At 40.8% G+C, this 12,285-nt stretch carries 13 protein-coding genes; 3 read left to right on the forward strand and 10 right to left on the reverse strand.

What is annotated here, in order from left to right; all coding sequences use genetic code 11:
- Positions 1-20: 20 nt before the first annotated feature.
- From FZC78_RS04040 to FZC78_RS24500, 6 genes are all read right to left on the reverse strand, one after another.
- Positions 21-1,469, reverse strand: a complete 1,449-nt coding sequence (locus tag FZC78_RS04040; RefSeq protein ID WP_148938372.1) for a DUF4153 domain-containing protein — start codon at positions 1,467-1,469, stop codon at positions 21-23.
- Between the two features lie 73 nt (positions 1,470-1,542).
- Complete coding sequence (locus FZC78_RS04045) at positions 1,543-2,178, reverse strand: HAAS signaling domain-containing protein (protein WP_148938373.1); 636 nt, start codon at positions 2,176-2,178, stop codon at positions 1,543-1,545.
- Positions 2,165-2,506, reverse strand: a complete 342-nt coding sequence (locus FZC78_RS04050) for a PadR family transcriptional regulator (protein WP_148938374.1) — start codon at positions 2,504-2,506, stop codon at positions 2,165-2,167. Before FZC78_RS04050 ends, FZC78_RS04045 begins: the two co-directional genes overlap by 14 nt.
- A gap of 73 nt (positions 2,507-2,579) precedes the next feature.
- Positions 2,580-3,491 carry an NAD(P)/FAD-dependent oxidoreductase gene (locus FZC78_RS04055; RefSeq protein WP_148938375.1) on the reverse strand — a complete coding sequence of 304 codons (912 nt, stop codon included), beginning with the start codon at positions 3,489-3,491 and terminating at the stop codon, positions 2,580-2,582.
- Between the two features lie 200 nt (positions 3,492-3,691).
- Positions 3,692-4,078, reverse strand: a complete 387-nt coding sequence (locus FZC78_RS04060) for a class I SAM-dependent methyltransferase (RefSeq protein WP_187444792.1) — start codon at positions 4,076-4,078, stop codon at positions 3,692-3,694.
- Positions 4,079-4,101: 23 nt separating this feature from the next.
- On the reverse strand, positions 4,102-4,227 hold the full coding sequence (locus tag FZC78_RS24500) for a hypothetical protein (protein ID WP_286365468.1): 126 nt from the start codon (positions 4,225-4,227) through the stop codon (positions 4,102-4,104).
- Positions 4,228-4,606: 379 nt separating this feature from the next.
- Here FZC78_RS24500 and msrA point away from each other — a divergent pair, with 379 nt between their 5' ends.
- Positions 4,607-5,131, forward strand: coding sequence for a peptide-methionine (S)-S-oxide reductase MsrA (gene msrA, locus FZC78_RS04065; RefSeq protein ID WP_148938377.1), 525 nt, complete (start codon positions 4,607-4,609; stop codon positions 5,129-5,131).
- A 163-nt stretch (positions 5,132-5,294) separates the two neighbouring features.
- Positions 5,295-5,480, forward strand: a complete 186-nt coding sequence (locus FZC78_RS04070) for a hypothetical protein (RefSeq protein ID WP_148938378.1) — start codon at positions 5,295-5,297, stop codon at positions 5,478-5,480.
- A gap of 440 nt (positions 5,481-5,920) precedes the next feature.
- On the opposite strand, the gene FZC78_RS24120 is transcribed toward FZC78_RS04070, so the two are convergent.
- Positions 5,921-6,025: a YjcZ family sporulation protein gene (locus tag FZC78_RS24120; RefSeq protein ID WP_252183496.1), complete on the reverse strand. Its 105-nt coding sequence runs from the start codon at positions 6,023-6,025 to the stop codon at positions 5,921-5,923.
- A gap of 341 nt (positions 6,026-6,366) precedes the next feature.
- Between FZC78_RS24120 and FZC78_RS04080 the strand changes: the two genes are divergently transcribed.
- Positions 6,367-7,590 carry an MFS transporter gene (locus FZC78_RS04080; RefSeq protein ID WP_148938380.1) on the forward strand — a complete coding sequence of 408 codons (1,224 nt, stop codon included), beginning with the start codon at positions 6,367-6,369 and terminating at the stop codon, positions 7,588-7,590.
- Between the two features lie 575 nt (positions 7,591-8,165).
- Here the strand turns inward: FZC78_RS04080 and FZC78_RS04085 are convergent.
- The 3 genes from FZC78_RS04085 to FZC78_RS04095 form a co-directional block, all read right to left on the reverse strand.
- Positions 8,166-9,026 (reverse strand): CvfB family protein, encoded by an 861-nt coding sequence (locus tag FZC78_RS04085; protein WP_148938381.1) that lies wholly within the window; start codon positions 9,024-9,026, stop codon positions 8,166-8,168.
- Positions 9,027-9,459: 433 nt separating this feature from the next.
- Entirely contained in the window at positions 9,460-10,644 is a 1,185-nt protein-coding gene (locus tag FZC78_RS04090) for an MFS transporter (protein WP_148938799.1), read from the reverse strand.
- A 591-nt stretch (positions 10,645-11,235) separates the two neighbouring features.
- Positions 11,236-12,078, reverse strand: a complete 843-nt coding sequence (locus FZC78_RS04095) for an STAS domain-containing protein (RefSeq protein ID WP_148938382.1) — start codon at positions 12,076-12,078, stop codon at positions 11,236-11,238.
- Positions 12,079-12,285: the final 207 nt, after the last annotated feature.

The following is a 12,285-nucleotide window of genomic DNA, read 5'->3' on the forward strand; positions in this document are numbered from 1 at the left end:
ATTCTAGGTATATTGACATATCACCGGATCTCTAAATCTTTTAACGCTTCCCTCTCTTGTTTTCTCACGAGATTGCTCGATTGCCAGCTCTCTTTATTCTTTTCGGCCTCCACTTTTTCCTGGATGAGTGCTTCCTTTAACCCGGGCATATCAGGGTTTTCTTCATACAGTTCAATCAATCCAAGAGTACCAGCAGCTGAAATCTGTTGTAAATAAAACAAGTCGAGCTTCTCTGTCTCCTGATACCTATCCAAATTTTTCTGAACAATCAACCTGTTGAGATCGACAATGTTCAAAGCACTATAGAATACGAGTGTGCTGATAATATAAAATCGGCTTAGAGAAAGACTCTTATACCAGATTTTGATAAAGGTAAAAGTAAGAATGACACCAATCCATACCATAAAAGCATGAGCAAGAATTCTTGCCATCGTAAAACCGTATGCTTCCTCATACAGGGTCAGTCTCATTCCTGCAGAATAAAGCATGATGCCGCTCATCCCCACAAGTAATGAGAGCAGTGCATTAATTATCGCATTCATCTTTTTGCTTTTCATATCCATTGTTTTAATAACAGCAACGACAATGGTCCAATTGATCAATGTAACAACAATTAATTCAAAAAATCCTCTCCTTGCGTAATCTGCATACGTTAACCCTGATATAAGTGTATCGCTGAAGAAGTATTGAAACTGTACAAAGGTGAATAATGCGTACAATCCATTCAATGATATCAAAACCGTAATGACTATAATTCCTTCCCACTTCACTTCGTTATCTCTCTTCTGTGTGGAATAAGATGTATGGTTCCTCCTCAAAATTCTAACAAAAGAGTATAACAGCAATGAAACAATCAGGATAAAAGCAAGGCGTGCCAGTTCATCTCCGATTGAAAAATCAAGCATCTGCAAAGGAAGCAGTTCTACTAGTTGGGCAAAATGGCTGTCAGCAGACATAAGAAGAAGTCCTGTAAAGAAAACAAGCGGCAAGGAGATGAAAATTCCGAGCACTATCATTTTCAGCGTTCTATAGGATTGCACCTGCATCCTGCTTGCAAAGATTTTCTTAGGAACAAGCAGCCTGCTTATAGCGAACGCGATCCATTGGCATGTGAATGTGAACATATATCCGATAAAGCCAAAGCTGTTCCAGTCCACCCTCTTCTTTCTTGTTATGAGTACACAATGGACGATAATGAGCCCCGGAAGGATAATGAGATTCAATAAATAAAGGACTATATTCCAATACAGAAAATAATTTAATGCAAGAAATAAAATGGAAAACATGAGCAGAAATCCGATTTTTCGATTCATTAAGCGCTTACCTTTCATTTGCCAATAAAACAGACAATAGTACAGCGTTGCAAATAAAACTACATTTAAACCAAACGTGTGGTCAACAAGTAACCATTCTGCTAAAATTCCCACAGCGACGCAGCATGCGATCAGCAAAAAATTCCTTTTTTTCATCTTCCAGCCTCCTATGTCGTAATTCTACTTACATAGAATTTCTATGTAATATTCCAAAAAAAAAAGAGCATTTTTATATGGAGGCTCTTCTTCCCCATCTGTACCCCGCCCAGCTGATTGGCAGCAAAAGGATGGTAAAAGCGATACAACTCAATATGAATGATGAGTTCAATAGCGGATCGAACCATTCATGAGGTATAAGATGAAAGAGTACAAGATTCATCAGAATCAGATTAGGGATCAAACTCATAATCAAGATTTTCATTAAGAGGCTCTTCCCTTTGGACCCGAATTCCTTTCCAATCTCATAACCCAGCAGTATCCAAAATACAATATACACCGCTATGATGATGGCAGGGATGCTGGTTAATTTAATCCAGAAATCCTGCAGCCATTCCCAAGAATAGACATTATAAAGGACTGTCAACAGGCTTCCGCCGGCAAATAAAAATATATTAGCCGATACGAAAAGCCATTGTGTCCTGCCTGGTGTCAAGGACCACTCGTCGTTCCATATCGTTGCTATTTCCTTTGGTGTACCGATTCTGGTATGAATCAGATCGGTCAATTCCTCGTTTCCAAGTTCCCCGGTCTCTTCCATAAGATGCAGAATGTGTCCTTCATATTCCTCTAAAACATCCTCTTTATCCTTATGTGCAACCAAAAGGGAATTCAGCTCTCCTATGAATTCTTCTTTAGATTGAATCATGTTCCGGCTTCCCCATCATCTTGTTCATCATTTTGACAAATCGATTCCATTCCTTTGTCCGTTCCTTCAAAATCTCTTTTCCCTCATCTGTGATTCTGTAATATTTTCTTGCCGGCCCTTTTTCTTGCTCCTGCCAATAAAACTCAATATAATCCTGTTTCTCAAGCTTATGCAGAGCTGGATACAACGTACCTTCCTTTACATGAAGGTTGTTTTCGGACCGCTTCTCCATTTCTTTTACAAGCTCATAACCGTACATGTCTTTTTCATTCAGCAGCTGCAGAAGCAGCAGCGAGGTACTTCCTTTTACCAATTCCCGATTAAACATTCCTTCACCTACCTAGAATTATGAGGTATGGTATTATCATAAAAAACATCCAGTAGTTTGTAAAGTGATTCTTTTATTTTTTTTCCAATAGAAGCTTCTTGTGGATCCAGATTGCCGCGATTGATCCGTCCCCCATTGCAGTGGAAACCTGTTCAGAGTGAGCCACGATATCTCCCGCTGCCCATACATCCTCTACATTTGTCTCTTTAGAACGGGCATCGGCATTGATATGCTTATTATCCAGGATTTCCACACCAAGCTCCCGGGCTAGTTCCGTATGAACCTTGTTTCCTCCAAAAGCGATAAATCCTTTCTCACCAGTGATTTCCACGCCATTCTTAAGACGTACGCCCTTAAAGTCACTATCTCCCTCTACGATTGCTTCTGATAGGTTTCCTTCCACAATCCTTATATTCCTTTCTTCAAGCTTTCTTCTCGTTTCATCAGTTACTTCCTTGCTTTCATGATTGATATAAGTGATTTCGTCTGTCCAATAGTGAATGGTCTGCGCCATCTCTGCACCCGCTTCGCCTGAGCCAAGTATCACCACTTTCTTATTCTTCACTTCATACCCGTCGCAGTCAGGACAGACATAGACAGACAGTCCAAGACAGGGAAGGAGGTTCTTGATTTTCGGGATGTTATCCATGATTCCGGTTGCCAGCAGAAGTTTCCTGCCGACATAGTGGTATCCGTCTTTTCCGTCTAATATAAATTCCCCTTTATCTTTCCTGGCAGTAACGATGCGGTCAGATTGGAACTCGACGCCAACTGCTTCTGCCTGCTGTCTTCCCAGTGAGCGGAGTTTTTCTCCACTGACTCCATCAGGCCACCCCAGAAGATTGTGATAAGACCTGCAAATGGAAGAACGGCCGTCACTTGAATCTACAACCAATATGTCATGCTCATACCTGCCCAGCTGGATCGCTGCCTGCAGCCCGGCGATCCCTCCTCCAACAATGATGCAGTCATATGTTTTTTTCACGAAAGTCCCTCCTCAAACTACTTCTTGATTTTAAGCATTTCCCCAACCTGTCCATAAAGATAACTCAACATGAAATATCATTCATTTAATAGTCCTAGCATTTTGCTTGTCCTTCTAGTTTATTCTTACTTACCCTTTCTTTTTCCCTAGAACCAGCGATTGTAACTCCAGCTGAGACCCCACTCTATGTGGAGGAAGCACTACAACGTTTTCGATTGTAAAATATAGGGCAACAAACTGCTGGATAGCTGTTGGAGAATGGAACGAGAAGAACCGCTCTGGTTCATGAAGATCATCTTTCCATACTCCTTCCTTATTATCCCCTCAGATAAAAAAGACCTCTCTTGTCCAGTACGCAGCACAGCTTCAATGTCCTTCTTTAGGATATGCAGCAGAGAGTTTATCGCCCAGGCAGCCTCGAATTTCCTACCAAGCTTATTAACCTCATCACAGTTCAGCACCTCTGCCTGTACCCCTTTTTCTCTGCAGAGACTGATCATCTCAGGGGAAATATCTACGGCAAAAGGATGGATTCCATTCTCTTGAAAAAACAGGCTGTCCTTCCCAGGGCCTGCGCCTAAATCCAATACTGAAAATGTCTCTTCTTCAATCATCCAGCCGAGCCGAGAAAAGTTTCCCCTTCAGCATCTTTCCATTCCGGTGTCTCACTTTCATTCCGCTGGTGTGCTTCTCCATCATAAGTTTTTACAAATTTCTCTTTTAATGTCTTATCCATATCATACCCCTCCAACTTCATTGCTGATTAGCATTCATGACTTTTACCTTTTAATAAGGCTCTTTTCGTAAACTTTGTTGCTATTTGATACTAATTCAGAAAAAATAATCATATTAAGAGGGGTGAAAACTGGTAACACCGAAAAGAAAAGAGCTGCTCTCCCTCGATAAGAGATAAAAATTTTAGTATCCAAGGATATCCGAAAGCAACAATTTATGCGAAAACACCCCTTAAAAATGAACTTAAACATCACCGAGTTCAAAAAAATACTGCTTCTCAGGATTTTTTTATTGTCGGGAAAAATAATTGGTGATAAAATTCTTTTATCGTTTAACACTTTAGTAGACGAAAGTATAAATTCTGGGAGTGAGCTCTTACTATGAAACAAACTGAAATAGCTACATTTGCAGGCGGCTGCTTCTGGTGTATGGTGAAACCTTTTGACCAGCTTCCCGGAATACATGCCGTCGTTTCCGGTTATTCCGGCGGCCATGTAATAGACCCTTCATATGAAGATGTCAAAAGTGGAGACAGCGGTCACTATGAGGTTGTTCAGATTACCTTTGATCCTGCATTATTTCCATACAAACAGCTCCTTGATTTATATTGGCCTCAAATAGATCCTACCGATGACGGAGGACAATTTCAAGATCGAGGAGAATCTTACCGTACCGCCATCTTTTATCATAATGAGCAGCAGCGTCAATTGGCAGAGGAATCAAAAAGAGAAGTTGAACAAAGCGGACGTTTCAAGAAGCCGATTGTTACCAAGATTCTACCTTCTGCACCATTTTATCCTGCTGAAGATTACCATCAGGATTTTTACAAAAAGAATCCTAAAGAGTATAAAGAAGACCGCGCCCAGTCCGGCCGTGATGAATTTATAGAAGAAAACTGGAAATAAGATTCATTAACTATTTTTAAAAGAGGGAGAAGCGCATCAAGCTTACTCCCTCTTTTCCTGTTTTCAATGCCCCCGCCTCCAAAGCTGTCTCTCTCTACTGACCAGATCCCTTGAGTTGAGAGGGGAAATGAGGGTCATACTAATAAAGAAGGGGTGAGATTAAATGAAGAAAAATCAACCATTTGAAAAAAAAGGAGATCTGCGTGCGGGTGCTTATGCAGGTCACGGTGCTTACCTGGATGTGAATGAACCTTATCCAGGGGACTCTGTTAATGAGCACCAGGATCTCGAGTTTGCCAATGAAATCGTTGGCAGGGACGAAATCAAGCAGCAAAATGATAACCTATAAGCAATATGAAAAAACTCACGCTCCCTGCGAGGCCGCTAAAAAGTCCATATAAAATTTAAAAAGGCAGAATCGTTCACTTCAAAGAGCGATTCCGCCTTTTTCACTTCAATTTATAAGAAATCGTGTTGATTTCCGTTCCAGTCAGGTACGCAACTCCGCGGGGCGGGCGCCCGGTCTCCTCTGCTTCGTAAAAGGCTGTTTTCGCATATATTGTTGCTTTCGGAAAAATCCCAAGAGCCGGATTTCCCCCCGGATACTAAGAGTTTTATCTCTTGTCGAGAGAGTGTAGCTCTTTTCTTTTCGGTGTTACCAGTTTTCATTCCTCTTAATATGGTTATTTTTTTCGGTATTAGTATCAAATAGCAACAAAGTTTACGAAAAGAGCCTCATCAAAAAAGCAAAATAAGAAGACCCGGCCATAAGCCGAGTCCTTATAAAAATTAATATCCTCCGCCGAATGCACCGGCACCTACGACCACTAACAAAATGAACAACACAACGATCAATGCAAATCCTCCTGCATATCCACCTTGACCTTTACTCAAATGGATGACCTCCTTAAAGATAGATTCGTATTTAACATATTCAGTTGAGAATAATCGGTGTGGGCCAGCTCCTCCGCGTAACATAAAGGCAAAAATTAGTATCCGATAATTACTACATTATGGTAATATATACAAAGATAAATCAGAGGAGGAATAAACATGTTAAAAACATTCACTGCAGTTCAAACTCACAAAGGAGGAGTGAAGGGTTAATTCTGCTGTCAACATACGGTTGTTCAGGATACTTAACGGACATCTATATCCATAAAATCCGAACTGATTAACAGCACACTCCTGCCTTCTATTTAAAAAAAATTTGATAGAAACAGGAGAATGTTAAATTGAAAAAACAAACGATTGCATCACATAATATCCGCGCTTTATTTTGGGTTCAGTTTTTTGGCACCATCAGCTTTCTGCAGCCGGTCATCACTCTTTTTTATATGGAAAGAGGATTGAATTCTTCCGATATCTTGATTGTACTGATGTTTTGGAGCGGAGCAGTGCTGCTCGGAGAAGTGCCAACAGGCATTTTCGCAGACCGATTCGGTGCCAAAGCATCTTTCAAAACAGGGACGATTTTGAAGTTCTTGAGCATCACCATGCTGCTCTTCGCTTATGAACCTTGGATGTTCTTTCTGTATAGTGCTTTAAATGGATTTTCGGTCACATTCTTTTCTGGTGCTGATGAAGCGCTCATCTATGATTCTCTAAAGGAGAGCAAAGAAAATGACTTCATGGACAGGGCGATGGGAAAAATTCAGTCTGCAGGTTTCATTTCTTCTATCTTTGCCGTTCTTTTTGGTTCCTATCTTGCAAAAGATTTGCAAGATGACCAATTTCAATTATTGATCCTGTTGTCACTGGCTTTTCATGTAGTCGAAATCATTTTTGTCATGACCGTCAAAAATCCTAAGACTGAAACTTCTTACAGGGAGAACCCTTTTTCTCAAGTTAAACAAGGATTGACTGTCATTCGGAAAGCGCCGCAGCTTTTGATGATGTTCCTGAATGTCACACTGGTATTCATTCCAGCAGGGGCAGTCTACGGGTACTTTGATCAGCCGCTGATGACAGATGCCGGACTTCCGGTTTATTTGCTGGGTGTTATGTATGCTTGTTCCGCTTCACTAGGTTTCTTCGCATCCAATTCGATTGGATGGCTTACTGGAAAGTTTTCAAGGATTATTCTTATGCACGCGACCGGCCTTTTCGCTGTGGCAGGATTGCTGGTCTCTGCCCTGCTGTCCGAGACGCTTTGGGTAGTACTGGGTGCTTTCTTCCTTTTAAGGTATGTCAAGGCGATCCGATATCCAATATACTCTCAGCTCAGCAACGACCTTATTCCTTCAGGCAGCAGGGCAACGACGATTTCTCTGCTCTCGATTGTTGATTCTGCACTTGACCTGCTTGTCTTTGGAATTCTGTCTTATGTGGCACTAAGTGGATTTGAAGCCGTGCTTTATGGGTCAGCTGCGATAGCGCTGATCGGGACGCTGCTCCCTATTAAAAAAGTGAAACGGCAAGATTCAGAGACGGCATTGTCTGCAATTAAGAATGATTGAATGAGAAAAGAAGCCATTGATTTGGCTTCTTTTTTACAATTTGCCTAGAATCAAATAGAGCCGGTGTGAATGACCGGTACGAGCCATTATACTCTTTTTTTCCCCTTCTCGTTGGGCCGTATCTACCTCTTGCGGACCATCATACTCTCTATTTCTCTTCTCATTGGGCCGCATTTCCCTCTTGCAGGTCATCTTCCTCTCTATTTTCTCTTATCATTGGGCAGCAAACCGGCCCGCAATATGCTACTAATTGGACCGCTTCTATTCTTACAGCCGGCTTATCTCATCAGCTCTCGGCTAACGGAACAAATAAAGAAAAGGCTCTTTTCGCATATATTGTTGCTTTCGGATATCCCGGATACTAAGAGTTTACTGTCTAATCGAGGGAAAGTAGCTCTTTTCTTTTCGTTATTCAAGATTATTTTTTAGGATAATGATCATTTTTTCGGAATTAGTATTAAATAGCAACAAAGTTTACGAAAAGAGCCAAAGAAAAAGATTAGAAACTTCACAACTTATTATCAAACTCAATCTAAAAAAGGCGCAAAGGCGATATGCCATTGCGCTTGCTCTTATTACTTTTTATAATAGGTCCATCCTTCTTCCTGGTAGACCCGTCCTTCTTTCATCAGCTTACCCATGGCTCTTTTAAAAGAAGCTTTACTCAAACCCAGCTTTTCCTTGATTTCTTCAGGCAGGCTTTTATCCCACAAAGGCATCGATCCGCCTCTGCTGTCCATATAGTCTGTGATGATATCTGCATCCTCGCCCATTTTATCTTGTTTCAATGGAAGAAAAGAAACATTGAGACTGCCATCATCTTTAACATCTATAACGCGGCCTTCGACCAATTCACCCAGTCTCGGCTCTTCTCTTCTTTCGTTTTCGTGAACAAAACAGCGGTATCCCTGCTCGGTAAGAAAGAATGTCCCGACTTTCAGCAGTCGATACACACGACCTTTTACAGTGGCTTTCAACATTTCCTGTGAAGCCCGCCTTGCGATTTGCCCGATAATATTTTCAGTTGCCAACTTTCCATATAATCGTCCGTTTTTGTCTGGTTTCAGTGACAAATAAAGCTGGTCTCCCGGCGCGGGCCATAAATCCTCATAGATGGGAAGATCATCGGAAGATACCAGGATATCCTTCATCAGGCCGATATTCACGAATACTCCAAGGCCTGAATTCACGTCTACTACTTCTGTCCAGCCATAAGAGCCGATTTGTATCTTAGGTATATGCATGGTAGCAGTCAGCCTGACTTCCTTATCGTGAAAAAGAAAAACTTTCACTTCGTCCTCCACTTCAACTTCTCCATCTACCTGACTATGATGAAGCAGGACATCTTCCTCTCCATTTGTTAAAAAATACCCAAAATCAACTTCTCTATCTACTGTTAAAACCTGGACTGTTCCTGCTTCCAATTCTCTGAACATTACCTATTCCTCCTATATAACCTGTTCTTTATTTTTATCTTTACCCAATGGTTTCTACCTAACTCTGTTTTTCCAGATAAAAAGCACTTATTGATGTGGATTGACCCAGCCACATGAGACTCTTTTAAATAAAAAGCATAGTCACTCCCTTTTATCTATAACTGCTTTCTCATACATTGCTGCTTGCAAAATTTCAAGCGCCCATTCTCCCCTTCAACCGGAGTTTTTCTCTCTAAACAGGGAGAGCCGCTTTTTTATTATCGTTTAACAGGTTGTTTTGCACAATTAAGCCGATAATCTTCAAAATTATATGATACAGCATAATTTTTTTCGAAAAGAGCCCTATCAAAACAACATTCTTTTTTCAGAAACTAAATAGATATTCCTCATCTTTCGCATCTTCCTGCTGCGCAGAGCCTCAAGGGATTTCCATTTAAACGGCATGATAGTCTCGTATTTCTTTATCTTTAGGCAGCAGCCACGTCAACACTCCAACAAGCGGGAGAAAGCTGCAGAGGATCATGACAAAGCGGATACTATATAAATCAGCCAGGCTTCCGAAGAGGACGGACCCTACTGCACCCATTCCAAATGCCAGTCCGACCGTCAATCCTGAGACCATGCCTATCTTCTGAGGAAGCAGTTCCTGTGCATACACAACAGTAACACTGAAGCTTGAGGAAAGGATGAAACCAATTAGGAAAAAGACCGGTATGACAACGTCCAACGGCAAGTACGGCAACAGGAGTGTCAATGGTGCTGAGCCAAGCATTGACAGGAAAATGATGTTTCTCTTGCCAAACCTGTCTGCGAGGGGGCCTCCGAAGAACGTTCCCAATACTCCAGCAAACATAAAGGTAAAGATATACAGTTGAGCCTCCCTGATGGTAAGCCCATAATCTTCTATCAGATAAAATTGATAGTAATTGGATATCCCAGCACCATACCATGATCTCGCAAAGACAAGGAAGACAACCAGGAGCATGGCCATCTTAATTTTTTTATGTATCCCATTATTGGCTTTCATCTTCTGATTCTGTCTTTTCTTGCTAAATCCGTCCTCGCCAGCCAGCCTTCTTTTATACCACTGAGACACGCGGACAAGCACAATGATGCCGATTCCTGCCGCCAAGGTGAACAACAGGGCACCTTTTTGGCCCAAAGGTACAAAAATGAATGCAGTTATAATGGGAGCCAGTGACTGGCCTGTATTTCCCCCTACCTGATAGATGGACTGTGCCAGCCCTCTTTTATTCCCAGCTGCCAGGTAGGCTACCCGGGATCCTTCTGGGTGGAATATGGCAGATCCGAATCCAATGAACAACACAGATAACAGGAGAAAAATAAAATTGTTTGATAAAGCAAAGCCGATTAATCCCAAGAGACTAGACAGCATACCAAGAGGAAGCAGAAAAGGACGGGATTTAATATCTGCATAATATCCAAAGACAGGCTGAAGAAGGGAAGAAGTCATATTTAACGCAAAAGCAATCCAGCCAATTTGTGTGTAGCTTAAACCCAATGATCTTTCTACAATCGGAAACATCGCAGGAACCACTGCCTGCAATGTATCATTGATAAAATGGCCGGAACTGATCGCCAGCAGGACTCCATACATTGTGGCTGTTCGCCTTGTTTCCTCTTTGCTTAGAGTTTTCCCCACTAGATTCAACTCCTGTTCAAAAGTTTAAAAGTCTTCAATCTTCGATAGTCAACCTTTCAAGTATATCTTAATTATGAAGAATAGAAAATAATAACATGTTGTTTTAACAAGGCTCTTTCCTAAACTTTGCTGCTTTATATAAATTTCAAATTCGAACACCACAATTGAGCGGAAATACTCTGGTACGCAAGAAAGAAAAGAGCTGCTCTTCCTATTTAGAGAGAAAAAACCGAGTTCCACTTGAAATTTTTCCGAAAGCAACTTTTGATGAAAAAACAGCCTTTAAAAAAACGGAAAATGTTCCTAACAATAGACAGCACGCCAATCCTCCTGCTTAAAAGAGCAGTAAGCTAAAATAGGATTAAAACACAACACTGACTAGCAAAAAGCTTTAAATCAGGTTTAATCAAAATTAAAACTAACCATTTTAGTGAACGGTTTAGCAAAAGAAGAGGTTGTTCATTAATAAGAAAGAGGTTTTAGCGATAGAGGAAATTTTGGTTGTGAAGAAATGAAAAAAGAAAAAACTGGTGACAGGCTCCCCCGTCACACAGTCCTTTGAGTTTCATTACCGTTTATTGTATTGATTGCCTGTTTCAAACTGGAGTAAGTTTGGATCTTTTTAAAGTCAATCCCAAGATTCACCACTGTTTGGACAATATCCGGAGTCATTCCGGTCACTTTTGCTTCTACCCCGATTAATTCTAATGAATCTATCAACTGGAAAATGATTTGTGCCACATACGTATCAATAATGGGAACACCAGATAGATCCAGGATAAAATATTTGACTTTCAGTTTTGCGCTCTTCTCAAGTGCTTTTTCCAGCATCAGTTTTGCCCTGCCTGTATCGATATCCCCTACGAGCGGCAGCACGGCAATCTCATCTGATATCGGAATGACTGGAACAGATAACTCAAATAATGCTTCTTTTGAATTTCTTAATTGATCTGCTTGATAATCGACGAATGGGAGGCTGAAATAACAAGTGACATCTCCAATATCCGTCTCAAGAATATTTAACATATTATAAAAGCCGTCGATCGTCAGGTCATGTTTTTTCGCATGTATTTTCAGCAAGTCACCCAAAATAGTACGATATTCAGGAAATTCATTCAGCATTTCCTCAAGACTGGCATTTAAAGTAGCGCATTGGGTTCCAGCTTTCTTTCCCCATGCTTTGAAGTTTTTCTTCCGGTCTTCATTACTCATCACAAAAGACTTGGCGAATAAGCTGACCAATTCCTCCCGCATTGAAAGCAAGTCATTTGATATGGACTGCATTTCTGGATACTTCTTTGTCTGGATCTCTGTAACCTCATGAGCAAGTTCGCTGCTTTTCTCAAGAATCAGGCTGCAGAATTCTTCGTAAACTTTTTCATTGGACATTAATACACCCTCTTTGCCTTTCTCTTTAACAATTTAATTACAATTCTCTCTATTAAATTGTATATTAAGTTTGCACGAGGATTCAAATAATAATGTTCGAAGTGAGCTTCTGTTAATTAACCAAAGGCTGATAAATGCTGCAATCTTTTACACAGCAGGGTGAAGATTTCAATGAAGGGTAAATAAAAAATTTCTCTTATTCTTATT

This window comes from Rossellomorea vietnamensis (assembly GCF_008180415.1).
GTDB classification, from domain to species: Bacteria; Bacillota; Bacilli; order Bacillales; family Bacillaceae_B; genus Rossellomorea; species Rossellomorea vietnamensis_C.

Excerpts from the sequence above, each read along its gene's own strand:
- FZC78_RS04040 (WP_148938372.1), bottom strand. The coding sequence starts at position 1,469 with ATGAAAAAAAGGAATTTTTTGCTGATCGCATGCTGCGTCGCTGTGGGA.
- FZC78_RS04045 (WP_148938373.1), bottom strand. The coding sequence starts at position 2,178 with ATGATTCAATCTAAAGAAGAATTCATAGGAGAGCTGAATTCCCTTTTG.
- FZC78_RS04050 (WP_148938374.1), bottom strand. The coding sequence starts at position 2,506 with ATGTTTAATCGGGAATTGGTAAAAGGAAGTACCTCGCTGCTGCTTCTG.
- FZC78_RS24500 (WP_286365468.1), bottom strand. The coding sequence starts at position 4,227 with ATGGATAAGACATTAAAAGAGAAATTTGTAAAAACTTATGATGGAGAA.
- msrA (WP_148938377.1), top strand. The coding sequence starts at position 4,607 with ATGAAACAAACTGAAATAGCTACATTTGCAGGCGGCTGCTTCTGGTGT.
- FZC78_RS04070 (WP_148938378.1), top strand. The coding sequence starts at position 5,295 with ATGAAGAAAAATCAACCATTTGAAAAAAAAGGAGATCTGCGTGCGGGT.
- FZC78_RS04085 (WP_148938381.1), bottom strand. The coding sequence starts at position 9,026 with ATGTTCAGAGAATTGGAAGCAGGAACAGTCCAGGTTTTAACAGTAGAT.
- FZC78_RS04090 (WP_148938799.1), bottom strand. The coding sequence starts at position 10,644 with ATGTATGGAGTCCTGCTGGCGATCAGTTCCGGCCATTTTATCAATGAT.
- FZC78_RS04095 (WP_148938382.1), bottom strand. The coding sequence starts at position 12,078 with ATGTCCAATGAAAAAGTTTACGAAGAATTCTGCAGCCTGATTCTTGAG.